This is a genomic window from Actinomadura formosensis (genome assembly GCF_050948385.1).
GTDB classification, from domain to species: domain Bacteria; phylum Actinomycetota; class Actinomycetes; order Streptosporangiales; family Streptosporangiaceae; genus Spirillospora; species Spirillospora formosensis.
Genome location: NZ_CP192011.1, coordinates 2,701,337 through 2,723,600, shown reverse-complemented (window position 1 = coordinate 2,723,600; position 22,264 = coordinate 2,701,337). Strand labels below are relative to the sequence as shown.

General features: G+C 72.1%; 21 protein-coding genes. 2 read left to right on the top strand and 19 right to left on the bottom strand.

Translation table 11 applies throughout. The features are described from left to right. Nucleotides 1-42: 42 nt before the first annotated feature. Nucleotides 43-1,704 carry an MFS transporter gene (locus ACQP1N_RS12900; RefSeq protein ID WP_433231426.1) on the top strand — a complete coding sequence of 554 codons (1,662 nt, stop codon included), beginning with the start codon at nt 43-45 and terminating at the stop codon, nt 1,702-1,704. Nucleotides 1,705-1,767: 63 nt separating this feature from the next. Here ACQP1N_RS12900 and metK read toward each other — a convergent pair whose 3' ends face one another. The 13 genes from metK to pyrR form a co-directional block, all read right to left on the bottom strand. After that, entirely contained in the window at nt 1,768-2,961 is a 1,194-nt protein-coding gene (metK, locus tag ACQP1N_RS12895; RefSeq protein ID WP_067795098.1) for a methionine adenosyltransferase, read from the bottom strand. A 171-nt stretch (nt 2,962-3,132) separates the two neighbouring features. Next, the gene (gene coaBC, locus ACQP1N_RS12890) at nt 3,133-4,401 is read right to left on the bottom strand and encodes a bifunctional phosphopantothenoylcysteine decarboxylase/phosphopantothenate--cysteine ligase CoaBC (RefSeq protein ID WP_433231423.1); all 1,269 of its coding nucleotides are present in this window, start codon (nt 4,399-4,401) and stop codon (nt 3,133-3,135) included. Nucleotides 4,402-4,450: 49 nt separating this feature from the next. Continuing rightward, nucleotides 4,451-4,705, bottom strand: a complete 255-nt coding sequence (rpoZ, locus tag ACQP1N_RS12885) for a DNA-directed RNA polymerase subunit omega (RefSeq protein ID WP_433231420.1) — start codon at nt 4,703-4,705, stop codon at nt 4,451-4,453. A gap of 26 nt (nt 4,706-4,731) precedes the next feature. Further along, entirely contained in the window at nt 4,732-5,319 is a 588-nt protein-coding gene (gmk, locus tag ACQP1N_RS12880; RefSeq protein WP_067795187.1) for a guanylate kinase, read from the bottom strand. A gap of 94 nt (nt 5,320-5,413) precedes the next feature. Next, on the bottom strand, nt 5,414-5,740 hold the full coding sequence (mihF, locus tag ACQP1N_RS12875) for an integration host factor, actinobacterial type (RefSeq protein WP_067795092.1): 327 nt from the start codon (nt 5,738-5,740) through the stop codon (nt 5,414-5,416). 792 nt (nt 5,741-6,532) lie between these two features. Further along, nucleotides 6,533-7,222: an orotidine-5'-phosphate decarboxylase gene (gene pyrF / locus ACQP1N_RS12870; protein ID WP_067795090.1), complete on the bottom strand. Its 690-nt coding sequence runs from the start codon at nt 7,220-7,222 to the stop codon at nt 6,533-6,535. Then, nucleotides 7,219-8,199 (bottom strand): dihydroorotate dehydrogenase, encoded by a 981-nt coding sequence (locus tag ACQP1N_RS12865; RefSeq protein WP_067795087.1) that lies wholly within the window; start codon nt 8,197-8,199, stop codon nt 7,219-7,221. The genes pyrF and ACQP1N_RS12865 overlap by 4 nt, the downstream gene beginning before the upstream one ends. After that, complete coding sequence (locus ACQP1N_RS12860; protein WP_067795085.1) at nt 8,196-9,083, bottom strand: dihydroorotate dehydrogenase electron transfer subunit; 888 nt, start codon at nt 9,081-9,083, stop codon at nt 8,196-8,198. The genes ACQP1N_RS12865 and ACQP1N_RS12860 overlap by 4 nt, the downstream gene beginning before the upstream one ends. Before the next feature lie 75 nt (nt 9,084-9,158). Then, nucleotides 9,159-12,515, bottom strand: a complete 3,357-nt coding sequence (carB, locus tag ACQP1N_RS12855; RefSeq protein WP_067795082.1) for a carbamoyl-phosphate synthase large subunit — start codon at nt 12,513-12,515, stop codon at nt 9,159-9,161. Continuing rightward, on the bottom strand, nt 12,515-13,633 hold the full coding sequence (gene carA, locus ACQP1N_RS12850; RefSeq protein ID WP_433231415.1) for a glutamine-hydrolyzing carbamoyl-phosphate synthase small subunit: 1,119 nt from the start codon (nt 13,631-13,633) through the stop codon (nt 12,515-12,517). The genes carB and carA overlap by 1 nt, the downstream gene beginning before the upstream one ends. Beyond that, nucleotides 13,630-14,916 carry a dihydroorotase gene (locus tag ACQP1N_RS12845; RefSeq protein ID WP_433231412.1) on the bottom strand — a complete coding sequence of 429 codons (1,287 nt, stop codon included), beginning with the start codon at nt 14,914-14,916 and terminating at the stop codon, nt 13,630-13,632. The genes carA and ACQP1N_RS12845 overlap by 4 nt, the downstream gene beginning before the upstream one ends. After that, nucleotides 14,913-15,854 carry an aspartate carbamoyltransferase catalytic subunit gene (locus tag ACQP1N_RS12840; protein ID WP_067795074.1) on the bottom strand — a complete coding sequence of 314 codons (942 nt, stop codon included), beginning with the start codon at nt 15,852-15,854 and terminating at the stop codon, nt 14,913-14,915. Before ACQP1N_RS12840 ends, ACQP1N_RS12845 begins: the two co-directional genes overlap by 4 nt. Further along, nucleotides 15,851-16,426 (bottom strand): bifunctional pyr operon transcriptional regulator/uracil phosphoribosyltransferase PyrR, encoded by a 576-nt coding sequence (gene pyrR, locus ACQP1N_RS12835; RefSeq protein ID WP_067795072.1) that lies wholly within the window; start codon nt 16,424-16,426, stop codon nt 15,851-15,853. The genes ACQP1N_RS12840 and pyrR overlap by 4 nt, the downstream gene beginning before the upstream one ends. A 434-nt stretch (nt 16,427-16,860) precedes the next feature. Here pyrR and bldD point away from each other — a divergent pair, with 434 nt between their 5' ends. Next, nucleotides 16,861-17,355: a transcriptional regulator BldD gene (gene bldD / locus ACQP1N_RS12830; protein ID WP_067795069.1), complete on the top strand. Its 495-nt coding sequence runs from the start codon at nt 16,861-16,863 to the stop codon at nt 17,353-17,355. 54 nt (nt 17,356-17,409) lie between these two features. Here bldD and ACQP1N_RS12825 read toward each other — a convergent pair whose 3' ends face one another. The 6 genes from ACQP1N_RS12825 to ACQP1N_RS12800 all read right to left on the bottom strand — a co-directional run bounded on the left by ACQP1N_RS12825 (nt 17,410) and on the right by ACQP1N_RS12800 (nt 22,252). Further along, entirely contained in the window at nt 17,410-18,822 is a 1,413-nt protein-coding gene (locus ACQP1N_RS12825; RefSeq protein ID WP_433231408.1) for an MFS transporter, read from the bottom strand. A 79-nt stretch (nt 18,823-18,901) separates the two neighbouring features. Continuing rightward, the gene (locus ACQP1N_RS12820; protein WP_131732605.1) at nt 18,902-19,225 is read right to left on the bottom strand and encodes a hypothetical protein; all 324 of its coding nucleotides are present in this window, start codon (nt 19,223-19,225) and stop codon (nt 18,902-18,904) included. A gap of 29 nt (nt 19,226-19,254) precedes the next feature. Next, on the bottom strand, nt 19,255-19,482 hold the full coding sequence (locus ACQP1N_RS12815) for a hypothetical protein (RefSeq protein ID WP_067795059.1): 228 nt from the start codon (nt 19,480-19,482) through the stop codon (nt 19,255-19,257). An 88-nt stretch (nt 19,483-19,570) separates the two neighbouring features. Next, a complete protein-coding gene (locus ACQP1N_RS12810; RefSeq protein WP_067795058.1) occupies nt 19,571-20,260 on the bottom strand; it encodes a Crp/Fnr family transcriptional regulator in 690 nt (229 codons plus the stop codon). Nucleotides 20,261-20,335: 75 nt separating this feature from the next. Further along, the gene (locus ACQP1N_RS12805; RefSeq protein WP_433231405.1) at nt 20,336-21,517 is read right to left on the bottom strand and encodes a CoA transferase; all 1,182 of its coding nucleotides are present in this window, start codon (nt 21,515-21,517) and stop codon (nt 20,336-20,338) included. Between the two features lie 240 nt (nt 21,518-21,757). Further along, entirely contained in the window at nt 21,758-22,252 is a 495-nt protein-coding gene (locus ACQP1N_RS12800; protein ID WP_084262672.1) for an SAV_6107 family HEPN domain-containing protein, read from the bottom strand. Nucleotides 22,253-22,264 lie beyond the last annotated feature (12 nt).

Below are 22,264 nucleotides of genomic sequence, written 5' to 3'. Positions count from 1 at the left end.
CCTCCGCGTCCCCCCGCCGTCCGACGAGCCCGTGCAGGCGAAGTGACCACAGCGCATACTCCAGAGCTGACGGACGCCCAGGCCCGGCATGGGTCGCCGCACCGTCCCCCGAGCCCCTCGTCCGTGTGGAGGAAGCGGGTACGCCACCCGGTGGTGGCGGCCACCGCGGCCGCCGCCGTCCTTCACCTGGTGTGGGCGCTGTTCCTGGCGAACGAGGGGGGCGACCTGGCGGCGCAGGCCGCATGGACGGACTTCGCCTGGAACCACCCAGGGGCGGCGTACAGCTTCGCTTGGTACGGCGGGATGCACCCCGCGTCCTACAGCGTCATGTCGCCGCACCTGATGGCGCTGTTCGGCATACGCACGGTCGCGGTCGTCACGGGCACGCTCTCGGCCGCCCTGACCGCGCACCTGCTCAAGCGGTTCAGGGCCCCGGTGGCGCTGCCCGCGTCGCTGTGGGCCGCGTTCGCGCTGGTGTGCAACGCCGCCTCGGGCCGTGTCACGTTCGGCCTGGGCCTGCTCTTCGCGCTCATGGCGACGATCGTGGTGTTCACCCCGCGCGGCACACCCGCGCTGCGCGCCGCCGGGATGGCCGGCCTCAGCCTGCTCGCCTCGCTCGCCAGCCCCGTAGCGGGCCTGTTCCTGCTGGTGCTGGCCGCCGCCCTGGTCCTGACCGGCCGGCGCCGCGCGGGCGCCTGCCTCGCCATCGGCCTTCCCGTCGTGGTGGGGACGACGAGCCTGCTGTTCCCGTTCAGCGGTGTGCAGCCGATCTCGCTCACCGCCATCGTGCTGCCCGCGATCACGAGCGTCATCGCGATCCTGCTGTGCGCGCCGAAGAGCTGGACGTTCGTCCGCATCGGCGCCGGCGTCTACCTGGCCGGGATCGTCCTCACCTGGCTGACCCCCTCCCCCGTCGGCAGCAACGTCGAACGCCTGGCGCTGCTGTTCGGCGGCATGCTCCTGCTGTCGGCCGTCGCGCGCGCACACGGACGCGTCCGCATCGCCGTGCTGTCCCTGGCGTTCATCGTCACGGCGTCCTGGCAAGTCGTGAAGCCCGTCGACGACCTGATCCACACCGAGCCCGCCGGATCCGCCGCCGACCACGCCCGCGGCCTCATCGCCGAACTGGACGCCCTCGGCGCGGACAAGGGCCGCATCGAGGTCGTGCCACTGCGCTCCCACTGGGAGTCGTCCGGCCTCAGCCGGCACTTCATCCTGGCACGCGGCTGGAACCGCCAGGTCGACGCGGAACGCCACACGCTCTTCTACGAGGACGGTGCGCTCACGCCCGGCTCCTACCGCGACTGGCTGCACGAATGGGCCGTGCAGTACGTCGTCCTGCCCGAGCAGGAGGTCGACTGGGCGGCGCAGGAGGAGGCCGCCCTCGTCGAGGGGAACCAGCCGTACCTCACGGAGATCTGGCGGGACGAGCACTGGCGCCTGTTCCGCGTCGCACGTCCGGTACCGCTGGTCGACCGCCCCGCGTCCGTCCACCGGCTCAACGCCGGTGAACTCGTCGTCGACATGCCGTCCAGCGGGTCGGTCCTGATGCGGGTCTCCTGGTCGCCCTGGCTGAGCGCCACCGGCGGGGACGCCTGCCTGGCGCGCGCGGGCGACTTCGTGCGGCTGACGGCGCACAGGCCCGGCCGCTACACGATCGCCGCCCGCTACGGCCTGCACCGCGGCAACCACTGCGACGCCTGACGAGCCGCGAACACGGGAGAGGGCCCCGGGGACGTCCCCGGGGCCCTCTCCCGTGTGACCGGGTCAGAAGCCGGCGGCGGAGGCCAGGTCCTTGGCGCGGTCGGTCGACTCCCAGGTGAAGGCGGGCCCCGACCGGCCGAAGTGGCCGTAGGCGGCGGTCTGCTGGTAGATCGGGCGGAGCAGGTCCAGGTCGCGGACGATCGCGGCCGGACGCAGGTCGAACACGTCGTCGATGGCCTTCTCGATCTTCTCGGTGGCGACCTTCTCGGTGCCGAACGTCTCCACGAACACGCCCACCGGGTGCGCCTTGCCGATCGCGTAGGCGACCTGGACCTCGGCGCGGTCGGCGAGCTGCGCGGCCACGATGTTCTTGGCGACCCAGCGCATCGCGTACGCGGCGGACCGGTCGACCTTGGACGGGTCCTTGCCGGAGAACGCGCCGCCGCCGTGCCGGGCCATCCCGCCGTAGGTGTCGACGATGATCTTGCGTCCGGTGAGGCCGGCGTCGCCCATCGGGCCGCCGATCTCGAACCGGCCGGTCGGGTTCACCAGCAGCCGGTAGCCCTCGGTGTCGAGGTCGAACTGGGCGAGCACCGGGTCGACCACGTGCTCCTTCACGTCCGGCGCGAGCAGCTCCTTCAGGTCGATGTCGGGAGCGTGCTGGCTGGACACCACGACGGTGTCGAGGCGGACGCCGCGGACGCCGTCGTACTCGATGGTGACCTGGGTCTTGCCGTCCGGGCGCAGGTAGGGGACGTCGCCGCTCTTGCGGACCGCCGACAGCCGCTGCGCGAGCCGGTGCGCCAGCGTGATCGGCAGCGGCATCAGCTCGGGCGTCTCGTTGGTGGCGTAGCCGAACATCAGGCCCTGGTCGCCCGCGCCCTGCCGGTCCAGGTCGTCGACGCCCTCGCCCTCGCGGGTCTCGTAGGCGTCGTCGACGCCCTGCGCGATGTCGGGCGACTGCGCGCCGATCGACACCGACACGCCACAGGAGTTCCCGTCGAAGCCCTTCTTGGACGAGTCGTAGCCGATCTCCAGGATCTTCTCCCGGATCACGCCCGGGATGTCCACATAGGTCTCGGTGGTGACCTCACCGGCCACATGCACCTGACCGGTCGTGATCAACGTCTCGACGGCGACCCGGCTCTTCGGGTCGTCCTTGAGCATCGAGTCGAGGATCGCATCGCTGATCTGGTCCGCGATCTTGTCCGGGTGTCCTTCGGTGACGGACTCGGAGGTGAACAGGCGGCGAGACACGTACGTGAACTCCTTGCAGCGGCTGCTGACTGACGTCGCAGGACGGATTCTTTGTCGAGTTCGGCGGGGGACGCCGCCCCCCGCACAGGTTCCCCACGGGTGTTAGGGCCAGAAGTCTAGCGGGATCGGTGCCGGGCCCCGCCATGCTCGCCGGTCAAAGGGCCTCTTCCCTCATCCGGCGTCCCCCGGGAGGGGACGGCCTCCCGGGCCCTCCGGCGGGAACGGCGGAGACGACGGTTTCAGCCGGGCGCCGACGAGGTCCCAGACGATCTCGGCGAGCGCCTCCTTGGCACCGCGCGGCACCTCGGTCTGTGAGCCGTCCGAGCCGAGGATCACCGCCTCGTTGTCGGGTCGCCCGAACGTGAGGTCCTCGCCGACCTGGTTGACGACGAGGAGGTCGCAGCGCTTGCGGGCGAGCTTGGCGCGACCGTTGGCGAGGACGTCGTCGGTCTCGGCCGCGAAGCCGACGATCACCTGGCCGGGGCGCCGGTTCTCGCCCAGCTCGGCCAGGATGTCGGGGTTCTTGACGAGCCGGATCGGCTCCGGCCCCGCCCCCTCCGACTTCTTGATCTTCGAACCGCGGTAGCCGGACGGCCGGAAGTCGGCGACGGCGGCGGCCATCACGACCGCGTCGGCGTCGGCGGCGGCCTCCACCACGGCCTTGTGCATCTCCTCCGCCGACCCGACGGAGACGATCCCGGTTCCGGCGGGGTCGGGCAGGGCCACGTTGGCGGACACGAGCGTCACCCGGGCGCCGCGGGCCACGGCCGTCCGGGCGAGGGCGTAGCCCTGCAGGCCGGACGAGCGGTTCCCGATGAACCGGACGGGGTCGATGGGCTCACGGGTGCCGCCCGCGGAGACGACGACGTGCCGTCCGGCCAGGTCGCGGCCGTCCGCGCCCCGGGCCAGGACATGCCGGGCGACCTCGAACAGCTCGGCGGGGTCGGGCAGCCGGCCGGGGCCGGTGTCCTTTCCGGTGAGCCGCCCGGAGGCCGGCTCGACGACGAGCGCGCCGCGGGACCGCAGCGTCGCCACGTTCGCCCGCGTCGCCGGATGCTCCCACATCTCGGTGTGCATCGCGGGCGCGAACACGACCGGGCACCGGGCGGTGAGCAGGGTGTTGGTGAGCAGGTCGTCCGCCAGCCCGTGCGCGGCCCGGGCGAGCAGGTCGGCGGTGGCGGGCGCGACGAACACCAGGTCGGCGGTCTGCCCCAGCCGGACGTGCGGAACCTCGGCGACCCCGTCCCACACCTGCGGGGACACGGGGTTGCCCGACAGGGCGGCCCAGGTGGGCTCGCCGACGAAGCGGAGCGCGTCGGCGGTCGGGACGACGGTGACGTCGTGCCCGGACTCGGTGAGCCGCCGGAGCAGCTCGCACGCCTTGTACGCGGCGATTCCGGCGCTCACGCCGAGGACGACGCGCGGCTTACGGGAGGTCATGCCGCCACCATCCCATCGGGCGCCGGGCGGACGCGCGGCGGGGGTGCCCTCAGCCCTCGATGGGCTCGGCGTTCAGGAGGCCCTCGCGCGTCTCGCGGAGCGCGATCGACAGCGGCTTCTCCTGCACCTGGGTCTCGACGAGCGGACCGACGTACTCCAGCAGGCCCTCGCCCAGCTGGGCGTAGTAGGCGTTGATCTGCCGGGCGCGCTTGGCCGCGATGCTCACGAGGCCGTACTTGGTGTCGACGACCTCCAGGAGCTCGTCGATCGACGGGTTGGTGATGCCCTCGTTGCTGGCTACCACTCGGTGGCCTTCCCCTGGTAGGTCGCTTACTGAACAGCCATCAAGGCTACCAGCTCGTCGCATACGTCCTGGACGGACGTGTTGACGAGCGTGACGTCGAATTCCTTCTCGGCGGCCAGCTCCACGCGGGCCGCGTCGAGCCGGCGCTCGATCACCTCGGGGGACTCGGTGCCGCGGCCGGTGAGCCGGCGGACGAGCTCCTCCCAGCTGGGCGGCGCGAGGAAGACGAGTCGCGCCTGCGGCATGGACCGGCGGACCTGCCGGGCGCCCTGCAGATCGATCTCCAGGAGCACCGGTTCGCCGCGGGCCAGGCGCTCCTCGACGGGCCGGCGCGGGGTGCCGTAGCGGTGACCCGCGAACTCGGCCCATTCGAGGAGCTCTCCTTCGGCGACGAGCCGGTCGAAACCGGCGTCGTCGACGAAGAAGTACTGCACACCATCGGTCTCACCCGGGCGGGGGGCCCGGGTGGTCACCGAGACCGACAGCCACACCCGCGGGTGTGATCGCCGGATCTCGGCGACGACCGTGCTCTTGCCGACGCCCGACGGTCCGGACAGGACCGTCAGCCGCCGCGCGAGCGGGCCAGGCGTTCTGGAGCCTTCCGGCGCAGCGATGGGTGCGCCGGAGCCGGGCGGGATGGTGCCGGTTTCGGGTCGCCCCGAGCCGGCCGCGGCGGTCTGACCGCCGCGCCCGCCCGCGAGTCGCGCGTCAGCGGTTCGCACTTCCGCCGAACTCGCTCTCCAGGGACGCGCGCTGGTTCGCGCCGAGACCCCGCACGCGGCGGGACTCGGCGATGCCGAGGCGCTCCATGATCTGCTTCGCACGGACCTTGCCCACACCGGGCAGCGATTCCAGGAGGGCCGACACCTTCATCTTGCCGATGACGTCGTCGGACTGACCCTCTTTGAGAACCTCGGCAAGCGAGGTTCCCCCGTGCTTGAGCTTGTTCTTAACCTCGGCCCGCTCCTTGCGAGCCTTGGCAGCCTTCTCCAGGGCTGCGGCGCGCTGTTCGGGGGTTAGGGGCGGAAGAGCCACGCCGGGTCACCTCAGGTTTCCACTCGACGGAGTCGGACGGGTTGGGAAACTAGCGAGTTCACCGCCCATAAGGCAACGTGAAGTGCCGTTTAGCCCACCATAAATTCGCGAAAATCACTCCCCGGAGTGTCCTGAATACAGAGTGTACACAATCGCGGAGGGTCGGCGGCGCATCCCCGCGCCGTGCTGGGACTTTCGCATGATCGTGAAAATCCCCCCTTTCTGCCCCCAAATGCGGCACTCGATCCCCGCATGTCGCTGCGGTTCGCGTCCGCCGGGGGCCCTCCCGCCGCGCTTCCGGCCCCCGCCGGCGGGCCCGTCCGGCGGCCGCCGGGCACTCCCCTGTGAGGTCCCCCACAAACGATCCCGACCGAGTGACCCTCGTCACGCCCGGCCGTTCCGCACGTCGCGGCGGCACCGTTACTGTCATCCTCGACAACATCCGGCCCCGCCAAGATCCGCTCCCGCTCGGAGGACCGCGCCACCGCACTCAGCTCCCCGCCCACCGCCAGGGCGCCCCATGGACGCGGAACGACCGGCCGCCCCATCGGAGGCGTCTCCGGCGGGAAACGCCACTCCGCGTGAACGAGTTCCTCGTTCGACGCGCACTCGCAATGCGAACACACCGGTCTCGATTTTCGCATGCGACTAAAACCACAATGCGCGATCCCACGCGCCAGAGAAACTTGCCAGAATGCAGTTCTGGTCATACTCGCGCCGCACCCCAATCCCGGCCCGGCGGGCCGGACCCCGCCCACCGACCCGGGGTGCGCCCACCGCCGCGCTCCGGGGTCAGCAGGCTCTGCGCAGGGCGGCGGCTATGGCGGCCGCGGCGGCGCCGGGGTCGGGGGCTCCGGTGATGGGGCGGCCGATCACCAGCAGGTCGGCGCCGGCCGCCAGGGCGGCTTCGGGGGTGGCCACGCGGGCCTGGTCCTGGTTGGCGGCGCCGGCGGGACGGACCCCGGGGGTGATGAGCGTGATGCCGGGGCCGACCTCGGCGCGGACGGCGGCGGCCTCCTGCGGGGAGCAGACGAGCGCCTGGGCGCCCGCCTCGACGGCGAGGGCGGCGAGGCGGCGGACGGCGTCGGGGGCCGGTCCGGCGATGCCGAGGGCGGTGAGGTCGGCCTCGCCGAGGGACGTCAGCACCGTCACCGCGGCGATCTTGGTGGCGGGGGCGGCCTCCACGGCGGCCCGGATCATCGCGGGTCCCCCGGCGGCGTGCACGGTCAGGTAGGACGGCTTGAGGCGCGCCACGGCGCGGGCGGCGCCGCGGACGGTCGCGGGGATGTCGTGGAGCTTGAGGTCCAGGAAGACCTGGACGCGGCTGGCGCCGCGGACGCTGGCGACGACGTCGGGCCCGTACCGCAGGTAGAGCTCCAGCCCCACCTTGACGGTGGAGACGTGCGGCGTGACCAGGGTGGCCCAGCGCGCGGCCGTCTCCAGGTCGGGCGCGTCCAGCGCGACGGCGATGGGGGCGGTCACAGTTTCTCCTTCTCGGGCTCTTGCGGGCGCACCTGGGGCGGGACGTAGCCGGCGGGCTTGTGCGCGAGGCCGACGGCGTCGGCGAGGCGCCCGATGCGGCGGGCAGCGAGGGCCTCCTCCAACTCGCGCAGGACGCGGGGGCCGGCCGCCGGGTCGTGGAAGAGGGCGGTGCCGACGGCGACGGCGGACGCCCCGGCGAGGATGAACTCCAGCGCGTCCAGGCCGGTGGCGATGCCGCCGACGCCGATGATGGGCGTGGTGGGCAGCGCGGCGTGCACCTGGTAGACGCAGCGGACCGCGAGGGGCCGGATGGCGGGGCCCGACAGGCCGCCCGACACGCCGGTGAGGGCGGGACGGAGCGTCTTCGGGTCGATCGCCATGGCCTCCATGGTGTTGATCAGGGTGAGGCCGTCGGCGCCGGCGTCGACGCAGGCGAGCGCGATCGTGGTGATGTCGGTCACGTCCGGGGCCAGCTTGGCGAAGATCGGGACGCCGGGCCGGGTGTGGTCGCGGACGGCGCGGACGACGGACGCGGCGGCGGCCGGGTGCCAGGCGAACACGCGGCCGCGGTCCTCGACGTTCGGGCAGGCGACGTTGACCTCGATCGCGGCGATGCCGGGGACGCCCCGCAGGCGGCGCGCCAGGTCGCCGTACTCCTCGATGCTGCCGCCGGCGACGGAGACGATCGTGCGGACGTCCTGTTCCATGAGCCACGGCAGGTCACGTTCCAAGAACGCCTCCACGCCCGGCCCGGGCAGGCCCATGGCGGTCAGGAGTCCGCTGGGTGTCTCGGCCACGCGTGGTGTGGGACGTCCCGCGCGCGCTTGCGGCGTCACCGACGTGGTGACGAACGCCCCCAGGCGGTTGAGGTCGAAGAACTGGGCGAGCTCACGTCCCGTCCCGCCGCACCCGGAGGCCGTCATGACGGGGTTGGGGAGTTCCAAAGGCCCGAGTGCGGCCCTGAGCCGGTCGCTCACCGCGAGCCCCCCTCGGAGACGTTCAGGACGCGCGGCGCGCCCAGCGCGTCGAACGGGATGGTGCCGAGGTCGCCCCAGCGGACGCGGTCGCCGCGCAGGACGGGACCGTCCGCGCAGGCGCGGACCATGCGGGTCACGCCGTCATCACCGTGGACGGGGAGCATGCACGTCATGCACACGCCGATGCCGCACGCGCCGGTCTCCTGGAGGAACTCCTGCACCGACACCTGCGAGGGGAGGCCGAAGTCACCGGCGACCTGCGTGACCGAGCGCAGCAGGCCGGTGGGGCCGCAGCCGTAGACGACGTCGGCGCCGGTCTCCTCGATGACGCGGGGCAGGACGTCGCGGACCGTGCCCTTCTCCCCCATCGAGCCGTCCTCGGTGGCGACGGTGGAACTGTCGCCGATGCGCTGCGCCATCCGGGAGCCGAACACCTGCCGGGCCGAGGCCCCGCCGAGCACGAAGTGCACCCGGCAGCCGCGCCGCAGCAGCGTGTCGGCGAGCGCGAACACCGACGCACCGCCGGGCCCGCCGCCGACGAGCAGGCAGTTCACCGGGTCGCGGGGCAGCCGGAACGGGCGGCCGAGCGGCCCGACGAGGTCGATCTGGTCGCGGGAGCGGCGGCCGGCGAGCCAGCCGGTGCCGGGCTCGGTGTCGGCGAACACCAGCTCGACGGTGCCGCCGTAGTCGGATTTGACCTCGTGCACCCCGAAGCAGCGGCGGACCAGGCGGGACGTGTACTCGCCGCCGACGGCGAGCGCCACGAACTGGCCGGGCCGGAACCGCTCGGCGATGGCCGGGGCCACCAGCGTCATCGCGTGGTAGTCCTGCACCTGGCGGACCGTCAGGACCGTCGCCGAGGTCTGCACCGGCGTGTCGGACACCCGTCTCCCTCTCCTCGTCATGCGCCGCGCGGGGCCGGGCGGACGCACCGCCCGCCGGTCCCGCGCGGCCTGTCGTCACCCGGGCGTCACGGTGCCGTCCGGCGCTCCCGTCCGGCCGTGCGCGCCGCTGAGCCGCTCGGCGTGCTCCTGGAGGGAGCGGACGCCGACCTGGCCGCCGGCGACGGCCTCGATGCCCTGCACGGCCGCCGCGAGGCCCTGCACGGTCGTTACGCACGGTACGCCCCGCAGCACCGCCGCGGTGCGGATCTCGTAACCGTCGAGCCGCGGCCCGGACTGGCCGGGGCTGCCGAAGGGCGTGTTGACGATGAGATCGACCTCGCCGTCCAGGATGCGCCGCACGATCGTGGGCTCGCCGGACGGGCCCGGACCTGCGCTGTGCTTGCGCACGATCTTGGCACGCACGCCGTTGCGGCGCAGGACCTCCGCGGTCCCTTCCGTGGCAAGAATCTCAAAGCCCAGGTCAGCGAGGCGCTTCACCGGGAACACCATGTGCCGTTTGTCGCGGTTCGCCACGGACACGAACGCGCGCCCCTTGGTCGGCAGCGACCCGTAGGCGGCCTGCTGCGACTTGGCGAACGCGGTGCCGAACACCTCGTCGATGCCCATGACCTCGCCGGTCGAGCGCATCTCGGGGCCGAGGACGATGTCGACGCCCTGCCCGCGCTCGTTGCGGAACCGGTCGAACGGCAGGACGGCCTCCTTCACCGCGATGGGCGCGTCCAGCGGCAGGTCGCCGCCGTCGCCCGTCTCGGGCAGCAGGCCCTCCGCGCGCAGTTCGGCGATGGTGGCGCCCATCATGACGCGAGCCGCCGCCTTGGCGAGAGGCACGGCCGTCGCCTTGGACACGAACGGCACCGTGCGGGACGCCCGCGGGTTCGCCTCCAGCACGTACAGGACACCCGCGGAGAGCGCGTACTGGACGTTCATGAGCCCGCGTACGCCGACGCCGCGTGCGAGCGCCTCCGTCGACTCCCGGATGCGGCGGATGTCGTCGTGCCCAAGAGTGATCGGCGGGAGGGCGCACGCCGAGTCGCCGGAGTGGATGCCGGCCTCCTCGATGTGCTCCATGACACCGCCGAGGTAGAGCTCCTCGCCATCGAACAGGGCGTCCACGTCGATCTCGATGGCCTCGTCCAGGAAGCGGTCGACCAGGACGGGGTGTTCGGGGCTCGCCTCCGTGGCACGGGTCATGTACGACTCCAGCGTGACGTCGTCGTACACGATCTCCATGCCGCGCCCGCCGAGCACGTACGAGGGACGGACGAGCACGGGATAGCCGATCTCCTCGGCGATCTCGCGTGCCTCCTCGTAGGACGTGGCGGTGCCGTGCTTGGGCGCGAGCAGCCCCGCCCTGTGCAGGACGTGCCCGAACGCGCCCCGCTCCTCGGCGAGGTGGATGCTCTCCGGGGAGGTGCCCACGATGGGCACTCCGGCGTCCTTGAGCTTCTGGGCCAGCCCCAAGGGCGTCTGGCCGCCGAGTTGGACGATGACACCCGCGACCTCACCGGACTGCTGTTCCGCGTAGACGGTCTCTAGGACGTCCTCCAGTGTCAGGGGCTCGAAGTAGAGCCGGTCGGAGGTGTCGTAGTCGGTGGAGACCGTCTCGGGGTTGCAGTTGACCATCACGGTCTCGTAGCCGGCCTCGGCCAGTGTGAACGACGCGTGGACGCACGAGTAGTCGAACTCGACGCCCTGGCCGATGCGGTTGGGGCCGCTGCCCAGGATGATGACCTTGGGCTTGGTCCCCGGCGGGACCTCGGTCTCCTCGTCGTAGGCCGAGTACAGGTAGGGAGTCCGTGCCTCGAATTCGGCGGCGCAGGTGTCGACCGTCAGGTAGACGGGGCGGATCCCGAGCGCGTGCCGAAGCTCCCTGACGACCTCCTCGGAGAGGCCGCGCAGCTCGCCGATCTGCGCGTCGGAGAACCCGTGCCGCTTGGCGCGCAGCAGCTTGTCCTTGGTGAGCGCGTCGTCGGCGGTGCGGATCTCCTCGGCGACCTCGTTGATGGCGGCGATCTGGTCGAGGAACCAGGGATCGATGCCGGTCGCCTCGTACAGCTCCTCGATGGTGGCCCCGGCCCAGAGCGCGCGCTGGACGTCCTTGAGGCGTCCGTCATGCGGGCGCTTGGCGGACTCGACCAGCTTGGCGGCGTCCGCCTCACCGGCCCAGCTGAACGACGAGCCCTTCTGCTCCAGCGACCGCAGCGCCTTCTGCAGGGCCTCGGTGAAGCAGCGTCCGATGGCCATGGCCTCGCCCACGGACTTCATGTGCGTGGTGAGCGTGCCGTCGGCGCCGGGGAACTTCTCGAACGCGAACCGGGGCACCTTCACCACGACGTAGTCGAGCGTGGGCTCGAACGACGCGGGCGTCTCCCGGGTGATGTCGTTCGGGATCTCGTCCAGGGTGTAGCCGATCGCCAGCTTCGCCGCGATCTTGGCGATGGGGAAGCCGGTGGCCTTGGACGCCAGCGCCGACGACCGCGACACCCGCGGGTTCATCTCGATGACGATCATCCGGCCGGTGCCGGGATGCACCGCGAACTGGATGTTGCAGCCGCCGGTGTCGACGCCCACCTCGCGGATCACCGCGATCGCGACGTCCCGCATGTTCTGGTACTCGCGGTCGGTCAGCGTCAGCGCGGGCGCGACCGTGATCGAGTCGCCGGTGTGCACGCCCATCGGGTCGAGGTTCTCGATGGAGCACACGATCACCACATTGTCGTGGCGGTCGCGCATGACCTCCAGCTCGTACTCCTTCCAGCCGAGGATCGACTCCTCCAGAAGGACCTCGCTGGTCGGGGACGCGTCGAGCCCGGCGCCGGCGATGCGGCGCAGGTCGTTCTCGTCGTGGGCGAAGCCGGAGCCCCGCCCGCCCATCGTGAACGACGGCCGCACCACCAGCGGGTAGCCCAGCTCGCCGGCCGCCGCGAGGCATTCGTCCATCGTGTGGCAGATGACCGACCGGGCGGACTCGGCGTTCAGGCCCTGCTCACGCGCGACCTTGGCGACGACCTCCTTGAACCGCTCGCGGTTCTCGCCGGCCTGGATCGCCGCCACGTCGGCGCCGATCAGCTCGACCCCGTACTTGGCGAGGACACCGCCCTCGTAGAGCGCGATGGCCGTGTTCAGCGCCGTCTGGCCGCCGAGGGTCGGCAGCAGCGCGTCCGGCCGCTCCTTGGCGATGATCTTCTCGACGACCTCGGGGGTGATCGGCTCGACGTAGGTGGCGTCGGCGAACTCGGGGTCGGTCATGATCGTGGCCGGGTTGCTGTTGACCAGCGTCACCCGCAGGCCCTCGGCCTTCAGCACCCGGCACGCCTGGGTGCCGGAGTAGTCGAACTCGCACGCCTGACCGATGACGATCGGCCCGGAGCCGATGACCAGGACGGACTTCAGGTCTTCACGACGCGGCATTACCTCGACGCCTCCATGAGCTCGCAGAAACGGTCGAAGAGCCCGGACGCGTCGTGCGGGCCTGCGGCGGCCTCCGGGTGGTACTGGACGCTGAACGCGGGGCGTTCGAGGAGCCTCAGCCCCTCGACGCAGCCGTCGTTGAGGTTGATGTGGCTGACTTCAGCGGGGCCGTAGGGGGTGTCGAACGGGCCGTCCGCGGGCGCGTCGACCGCGAACCCGTGGTTGTGGGCCGAGACGACGACCTTGCCGGTCGCGCGGTCCTGGACGGGCTGGTTGATGCCCCGGTGGCCGAACCTCAGCTTGTAGGTGCCGAGGCCGAGCGCACGGCCGAAGATCTGGTTGCCGAAGCAGATGCCGAAGAACGGGGTTCCGGTGTCGAGGACGCCCTTGAGCGCGTCCACGGCGTAGCCGGCGGCGGCGGGGTCACCGGGGCCGTTGGAGAAGAACACGCCGTCGGGCCTGAGGGCGAGGATCTGCTCGGCCGTGCTGGCCGCGGGCAGGACGTGCACTTCGCAGCCCCGCTCGGACATCCGGTACGGCGTCATCGCCTTGATGCCGAGGTCCACCGCCGCGACGGTGTAGCGCTTCTCACCCTTCGCCGGGACGACGTAAGGCTCCTTGGTGGAAACGTCCTTTGCAAGGTCGGCGCCCTCCATCGAAGGGCTCTGCCGCACACGCTCCACAAGGGCGTCCTCATCGGGCGCCATGGCCGCCGGCCCGCTGAAGATGGCGGCGCGCATCGCCCCCCTGTCGCGCAGGTGCCGCGTCAGCGCGCGCGTGCCCGGGATGGCGATGCCCACCACGCCCTGCTCGCGCAGCGCGGACCCCAGCGACCCGGTGGCGCGCCAGTTGGACGCCACACGGGCGGGCTCACGCACCACATAGCCGGCCACCTGGATGCGGCCGGACTCGGGGTCCTCGCCGTTCACGCCGGTGTTGCCGATGTGGGGGGACGTCATGGCCACGATCTGCCGGGCATAGGAGGGATCGGTGAGCGTCTCCTGATAGCCGGTCATCCCGGTGTTGAAGACCATCTCACCGAAGGTCTCCCCCTCGGCCCCGTACGCGACCCCGTGGAACACCCTGCCGTCTTCCAGAACGAGCAGAGCAGGGTTCATTGAAGCTTCCCTTCCAGGACGGTCGGCTTGCCGCGCAGGAGCGTCGCGACGACCCGGCCGGGCAGTTCCAGCCCCGCGAACGGGGTGTTGCGGCTCTTGGAGGTCATCGCGGACGGGTCCACGGCACGGCGCGGCGACGGGTCGTACAGCGTGATGTTGGCGGGCGAACCTGCCTCCAGCGGACGACCCTGTCCGGAAAGGCGGCCGATGCGGGCGGGACGGCGGGACATGCGGTCGGCGACCCCGGCCCAGTCGAGCAGGCCGGTCTCGACCATGGCCTCCTGGACGACCGGGAGCGCCGTCTCCAGCCCGATCATCCCCATCGCGGCCACCGCCCACTCGGTCTCCTTGGCCTCGACCGGGTGCGGGGCGTGGTCGGTGGCGACGCAGTCGATCGTCCCGTCGGCGAGGGCGTGCCGCAGCGCGGTGACATCGTCGGCGGTGCGCAGCGGCGGGTTGACCTTGAAGATCGGGTCGTACGTCCCGGCCTTGGCGTCGTTCAGCAGCAGGTGGTGCGGGGTGACCTCGGCGGTCACCGGGCAGCCCTTGCTCTTCGCCCACCGGATGATCTCCACCGACCCGGCGGTGGACACGTGGCAGACGTGCAGCCGCGACCCGACGTGCTGGGCGAGCAGCACGTCCCGGGCGATGATCGCCTCCTCGGCGACGGCGGGCCAGCCGCGCAGGCCGAGCGCGGCCGACATCTCGCCCTCGTTCATCTGCGAGCCCTCGGTGAGGCGCGGCTCCTGCGCGTGCTGGGCGACGACGCCGTCGAACGCCTTCACGTACTCCAGCGCGCGGCGCATGATGACCGCGTCCGACACGCAGTGGCCGTCGTCGGAGAACACCCGCACCCGCGCGGCCGAGTCGGCCATCGCGCCCAGTTCGGCGAGCTGCTCGCCGGCGATGCCGCGCGTGACGGCCCCGACGGGCTGGACGTCGCAGTACCCGGCCTCGCGCCCGAGGCGCCACACCTGCTCCACCACGCCGGCCGTGTCGGCGACCGGGTCGGTGTTGGCCATCGCGTGGACGGCGGTGTATCCGCCCATCGCGGCGGCCTTCGTCCCGGACTCGACGGTCTCGGCGTCCTCACGGCCGGGCTCGCGCAGATGGGTGTGGAGGTCGACCAGGCCGGGGAGGGCGATGAGCCCATCGGCGTCGATGATCTGCGCGCCGGCCTCGTCCAGGCCCCGCCCCACCTCGGCGATGGCACCCTCGCGGACCAGGATGTCGGCGGCCTCGCCACCGAGGATCCGGGCGCCCTTGATGATGTACGTCGTCACTGGGAGACCTCCTTGCCGATCGCCGACTCGGAGCCTCCGAGCAGCAGGTACAGGACGGCCATGCGGGCGCTGACGCCGTTGGCGACCTGCTCGACGATCGTGGAACGGACGGAGTCGGCGACCTCGGCGGCGATCTCGACGCCGCGGTTCATCGGCCCGGGGTGCATGACGATGGCGTGCTCGGGCAGCTGCGCCATGCGCTCGGCGTCCAGCCCGTAGCGGCGGCTGTACTCGCGCACGGTCGGGAAGTAGGCCGCGTTCATCCGCTCCTGCTGGACGCGCAGCATCATGATGACGTCGCTCTTGGAGAGGACGCCGTCCAGGTCGTAGGACACCGAGCACGGCCACGTGTCGATGGCGACCGGCAGCAGCGTCGGGGGCGCGACCAGGGTGACGTCCGCGCCGAGCGTGTTCAGCAGCAGAACGTTGGATCGCGCCACACGGCTGTGCAGGACGTCGCCCACGATCGTGACCTTGCGGCCCTCCAGGTCACCGAGGCGCTTGCGCATCGTGAACGCGTCCAAGAGCGCCTGGGTGGGGTGCTCGTGCGTGCCGTCACCGGCGTTGACCACGCTGCCCTGCACCCAGCCGGCGAGCCGGTGGGGCGCGCCCGACGCGCCGTGCCGGATGACGACGCCGTCCGCGCCCATCGCCTCCAGCGTGAGGGCCGTGTCCTTCAGGCTCTCGCCCTTGGACACGCTCGACCCCTTCGCGGAGAAGTTGATGACGTCGGCGGACAGCCGCTTGGCCGCGGCCTCGAACGAGATGCGGGTACGGGTGGAGTCCTCGAAGAAGAGGTTGACGACCGTCCGGCCGCGCAGCGTCGGCAGCTTCTTGATGGAGCGGCCCGCGATCTGCGCGAGCTCCTCGGCCGTGTCGAGGACGAGCAGCGCGTCGTCGCGGCTCAGGTCGGCGGCGGAGATCAGATGGCGGTTCATTCGGCACCCCCCGCAGGGTCGGACGGCACCGGCCCGAGCAGCACCGCGTCGCGTCCGTCGTTCTCGTCCAGCAGGACCTTCACGGTCTCCCGCATCGAGGTGGGCAGGTTCTTGCCCACGTAGTCGGCGCGGATCGGCAGCTCCCGGTGCCCGCGGTCGACCAGGACGGCCAGCTGGACGGCGCGCGGCCGGCCGAGGTCGTTGAGGGAGTCCAGCGCGGCGCGCACCGTCCGCCCGGAGAACAGCACGTCGTCGACCAGCACGACGATCTTGTCGTCGACGCCCTCCGCGGGCAGCTCGGTGCGGCCGAGGGCGCGGGCGGGCCGCATCCGCAGGTCGTCCCGGTACATGGTCACATCGAGCGAGCCCCAGGGCACCGGGCGGCCCTCGACCTCGCGCAGCGCACCGGCCAGCCGCTCGGCCAGCGTCACGCCGCGGGTCTGGATGCCGAGCAGCAGGACGTCATGGCCGCCCTTGGTCCGCTCAAGGATCTCGTGTGCGATACGGGTCAGCGCGCGCCTGATGTCGGGACCCTCCAGAACGGCCTTGGACCGGGGATCACCGTCCGCCACGCGCGCCGCTACCGGCCGTTCCGGCCGGGAGGCAGCATTCACCGCGAAACCTCCTTCCCCGCCTCACAGGACGGGCCTTAAAGGACGTTGTGTCTCCCCCACGGTAGCAGCAGGCCGGAACCGCTCCGCACCCGGACCTGCCCCTGTCTTCGCAGGTGAAAGGGGTCACACTCGACGAGCCTGGCGGCGTCGTGACAGGCGCGGCACAACGCGTGGGCACGGGCCGCGCGCGATCCGGACGGCCCGGATCGGGTGCTGCGGATTCGACCGCTTTTCTCCAATCGACTTGACCTGGGGCCGTACCCGTTTTACCGTCACTGTCCGTAACCATCCCTGGAGGCGGACTCCCGGAGCCCCCGGCTTCGCGAATCCGTCTCCCCCCGGTGACCAGCCGGGGTCCGAACGACGACGAAAGTGAGCCTGGGGGCCGCAGAATGCCGTCTGAATACGCTAAGGCTCTCGGCGCGCGCCTGCGCGCCATCCGCACCCAGCAGGGCCTGTCCCTGCACGGCGTGGAGGAGAAGTCACGCGGCCGCTGGAAGGCCGTCGTCGTGGGTTCGTACGAGCGGGGCGACCGCGCCGTCACCGTTCAGAAGCTGGCCGAGCTCGCCGATTTCTATGGCGTGCCGGTTTCCGAGTTGCTGCCCGGCGGAGCCGCGCCGAGCCCGCTCGGGCCTACACCCAAGCTCGTGATCGATCTAGAGCGGTTGCAGCAGCTTCCGAAAGACAAGGCCGGTCCTCTCGCCCGCTACGCCGCGACGATCCAGAGCCAGCGGGGCGACTACAACGGAAAGGTCCTGTCCATCCGCCAGGAAGACCTGCGTTCGCTCGCGGTCATCTACGACAAGTCCCCGACCGAGCTGACCGAAGAGCTGATCAGCTGGGGCGTCCTGGACCCGGAGGCGCGCCGCGCCGTCGAGTCCTTCTGATACACCCGCCACCGTGCCGGGGCCCGGTCTCACGCCGGGCCCCGTCCCGTGTTCTCAGTGCGCCTCCACGGCACGGTGCTCGCCGGCGTCCGGCACGGTGACGCGGCCGGTCCCCCGGCGGCGGCGCGGGGCGAGGAGGGCCAGCGGCAGGACGACGGCCATGACGGCGGCGCTCACCGCGAAGCCGGCCGTGTAACCGCTCTCGCCGGGGACGGCCACGATGACGACCGCGCTGATCTGCGTCCCGAGGGAGGCGCCGACCGTGCGGATCAGAGTGTTGACGCCGGTCGCCACACCCGTCTCACCCGCGGGGACGGCCGCGACGACCAGGTTCGCGCCGGCGGCATAGGCGAAGCCGAGGCCGATGCCCCGTGCCAGGCCGCCGACGTACAGCTGCCACATGGCGGCATGCTGGAACGCCACGAACGCATACCCCAGACCGGTCGCCAGCGCGCCGCCGAACAGCACCATGCGCGAGCCGATTCGCCGGTCGAGCAGGCCCGCCGCCATGCCCGCGGCGGTCATCCCGACGCTGGCGGGCAGTTGCAGCAGGGCCGCCTGGGTGGCCGTGCCGCCGAAGCCGTACCCGGTGTCTCCGGGAAGCTGGACGAGCAGCGGGAACAGCAGCCCTCCGGCCATGAGCGCGTACCCGGACAGCAGCGACGCGGCGTTCGCCGTCCACACGCCGCGGACGCGCATCAGCCGCGGATCGATCAGCGGCTCGGGGACGCGGCACTCGACCCGCCACCACGCGCAGGCCGTCACGGCCGACAGCGCCAGCAGGCCGAGGACGCCCGGGGACGTCCAGCCCCAGTCCATGCCCTCGGTCAGCGCGGTGAGCGCGGCCACCAGCCAGGCCGCGAACAGGACGGCGCCCCACCAGTCCACCTTGGCCGCGTCCCGGGGCGCCGACCGCGGGACGAGCCACCAGGCGAGGACGACGCCGGGGACCAGCCCGGCGACCGGCACCCAGAGCAGCCACCGCCAGCCCAGCAGGTCGATGATCGGCCCCGCCAGGCACCAGGAGACCGCGCCGCCGAGGCCCAGCATGGACGACATGAGCCCGACCGCCGACGCCGTCCGGGCGGGCGGGATCACGTCCCGGATGATCGTGTACGCCAGCGGGAAGACGCCGCCGCCGATGCCGCCCAGCACCCGCCCGGCGAGCATGACCGGCACCGACCACGCCAGGGCCGCGACGACCATGCCCGCGGTCGCGATCACGAGCACGGCGAGCAGGACGTGCCGCGGCCCGTACAGGTCGCCGAGCCGGCCCACGACCGGTGTGGCGACCGCCGCGGACAGCGTCATCGCGGTGAGCGCCCACGCGGCGCCGGCGGGCGTGGTGCCCAGGCCGTCCTGGATCTGCGGCAGCGCGGGCGTCACGACGGCCATGGACAGCGAGTAGGCCATCACACCGAGGAACGCCAGCAGCGGGACCAGCCCGCGCCCGCCCTGCGCCGCCACCCGAGCCTCCCGTACTTCGCCGCCCTAACAATCTCATACGGGGACGGAGCACGCACGGCGCGCCCTGGCGGCGCGGCCGTCAGATGTCATAGACCTGCTGGTACTTGTCGAGAATGGCGAGCGCCTGGCCCTTCATCCGGTGCTCGGCCCGGGAGCGGACGATCTCGGCGATCTCGTCCGGGCCGTGCCCGAGGCGGCGCATCAGGTTGAGGGCGATGCTGATCACGTCGGCGGCCTCCCGCGCGGCGGCCGCCTCGTCCCCCCGCGCCAGGTGCTCGTCCAGTTCGTCGAACTGGATGTCGACCGCGCGGCGGAAATGCGTAAAGGGCTTACGCGTGATCTCCTCGTGCGCCTCGTCCCAGGCGTCCCACATGGGCTGGAACGGCCCGAGCGGATCGGTCATGTGCACGCGTCCCTCCTGTACGGAAATCGTCACGGCCCCCCGGGCGTGGTCCGCGCCACCGGCGAGGGCACCTGGGGCGGGTCGGGAACCTGCCCCGCGTCGGCCAGCAGGCCGAGCCCCACCAGGATGACGCCCGCCGTGACGAGCGCGGCGATCCGCCCCCGTGACAGCCGCGGGATCTCCACCCCGCCGACGTCGAAGTCTCCGCCGATCAGCGCTATCACGATGCACACCGCACCTACCACCTGCAGCGTCATGATGAAGTGCCCTCCGGACGTTCCCGGGGAAGCCACTGCGACTTCTCTTATGTGTATTAACACATGGAGAAGAATGTATGTCTACAGGCTAGCTATGTGCAATATTACGCAAACCTTCGAGATTGTGCAGGGTGATCTTGCGCCGGCCGGTGCTCACCAGCCCCTCCTCGCGGAGCTTGCGCAGCTCGATCGCGACGGCGTCGCGGGACGCGCCGATCCGCCCGGCGAGATCCTGCTGGGAGAGGGTGACCGCGAGCGTCCAGCCCTCCCCGTCCTCCTCGCCCACCTCGCTCGCCAGGTCGAGCAGCCAGCGGGCCAGCCGGCTCTTCACATCCAGCCGCGCCAGCAGCGCCCGCTGGTCGGACTGGCGGCGGCGGCGGACGGCCGCCCGGTACATCAGCGGCCACAGGTCGTGGTCCCGGACGAAGGCGAGCAGCGCCTCCGCGGCGATGTCCAGGCCGGCGAGGTCGGTGATCGTCGTCACCGTCGCCGCCCGGGGCTCGCCCATGAGGACGCCCTCCTCCCCCATGACCTCGCCCTCACCGCGGATCGCCAGGATGATCTCCGTGCCGTCGGCGGCCTTCCGGGTCACCTTGACGCTGCCCTTCTGGATCAGCAGCACCGAATGGGACGGCTGCCCCTCCCAGAAGATCGTGTGCCCGGCCGGAAACTGCACGGGCGTGCCGAGGTCCTCCAGGGCCGAGCGCAGCGGCTCCTCACCGGGGGCCAGGGGCTCGCCGAGCACGTCCATGATCCGGACAGAGGGATCATCCATCATGCGGGCAAGTGTAATTATCCATATGCCGACATGGCCAGATCCGGATTCATAGATGTAGCCGTGGCGTATCCGTGGTCAGCGGATCGTCCCCGCGTCGCGCAGGGCGGCGATCCGGTCCGCGGACAGGGACAGGACGTCCCGCAGGACCTCGTCCGTGTGCTCGCCCAGCGTCGGGGCCGGCACGGGGGGCATCGAGGCGTCACCGAGCCGCAGCGGCGAGCCCGGGGCCAGGTGGACGCCTATGCCCGGCTGGTCCAGGCGCCCCATGAGCGGCTCGTCGTGAAGGGCGGCGGCCACCTCGGCGAAGTCCCGGTACCGGGACCACAGGACCGACGTCTTCGCCAGCGTCTCCCCCACCTGGTCGCACGTACGGGACGAGAACCACGGGCCGAGGACGCCGCCGAGCGCGTCGCGGTAGGCGTAGCGGTCGCCCGCCTCGCGGAAGTCGGCGCCGAACGCCCGCTCAAGGGCGGCGGCGACCTCGCCGACGCCGGTCGCCTCCACCAGGTCCCGCCAGTGGCGGGCGGTGAGCACCGCGACCATGACCCGGCCGTCGGCCGTGGCGAAGTCCCGTCCGAAGTCGCCGAACAGATGGTTCCCCAGCCGCGGCCTCGCACGGGTCAGCTGTGCCTCTGCGAGGTGACCCAGGTTCCCTGCGGTGGCCAGGGCGACGTCGTACAGCGCCACCCGGAGGCATTGGCCCTCGCCCGTCCGCAGACGGTGCCGCTCGGCCGCCAGGAGGCCGACGGCCATGTAGAGGCCGCACGCCACATCCCACGCGGGCAGGGCGTGGTTGACGGGGGTCTCCTGGCCGGGCGGTCCCGTGACCAGCGGGAAGCCCATGGCGGCGTTCACCGTGTAGTCGACGGCGTTGCCGCCGTCACGCGTCCCCTGGAGCCGGACATGGACGAGGTCGGGCCTGACCGCCTTCAGCTCCTCGCAGGTGAGGCCCTGACGCGGCGGCGCGTTGGTCAGGACGACGCCGCTCTCCGCGACGAGCCCGGCGACCAGTTCCCGTCCCTCCCGGGACCGCAGGTCGGCGGTGACCGACCGCTTGCCCTTGTTCAGCCCGGCCCAGTACAGGCTCCGGCCGGACGGCGCGAGCGGCCACCGGTCGATGTCGGGTCCGCCGCCGATCTGGTCGACCCGGATGACGTCCGCGCCGAGCTGCGCCAGGGTCATCCCGCCCAGCGGCGTCGCGACGAAGCTGGACAGCTCCACCACGCGCATCCCGTCCAGCGGCGGCGTTCCGGTCATGGGCGTTGTCTATCAGGCTCCTCCCCACCACCCGCGGGCGGGCATGGGATCGAGCCCGCGGGCGGGCATGGGATCGCGCCGGCGGCATCGGCTCGGGGGGTTGCGGTCACCGCCGGCGCGATCGCCCGGGGGTTCGCCGGAGGCCGGGCCTGCGCCCCGCGGTGAGGGCCGGCGGGACGCCCGCCCCGGCCTCCGGCGCGGCCGGTCCCGTGGGGAGGCGGGGACGGCCCTCGGAGATGGCTAGCTGGCCTCTGGGACGGGCAGGGTGGGCTGCCCGTCGATGCCGAGGGTGTCCTCGACGAGGGTGACGAAGACTTCGGCGTCGTGCACGAGTTCCTCGGCCTCGCGCGGGGTGACGGCGCGCGGGAGGCCCGCCTCGGCGGCGGCGCGCTTGTCGGCGCCGGCGGCGAAGAAGGCGGCCCACTCGCGCAGCGCGGGCTCGGCCTCGGGCAGCAGCACCCACACGCTGCGCGGACGGCCGCGGCGGTGGGTCTCCAGCGGTTCCTTGGACGCCAGCACCGCGGCGGCGGCGCGCAGCGCGGCCAGGTGGGCGCAGACATAGCGGACGGCCGGCGAGGTGGCCTCGGCGGCCTCGGCGAGGCCCATGCGGGCGGCGTGCAGTTGGCCGACGGCCGTGTGCGCCGGACGGGGCGCGGGCAGCGGACGGTGGCGTGGACTCGGCGGCATGGACTCGGCGGCGGAGTGGATTCCGCGTGCGGTCATCGTTCCGGACATGTGTGCCTCCTT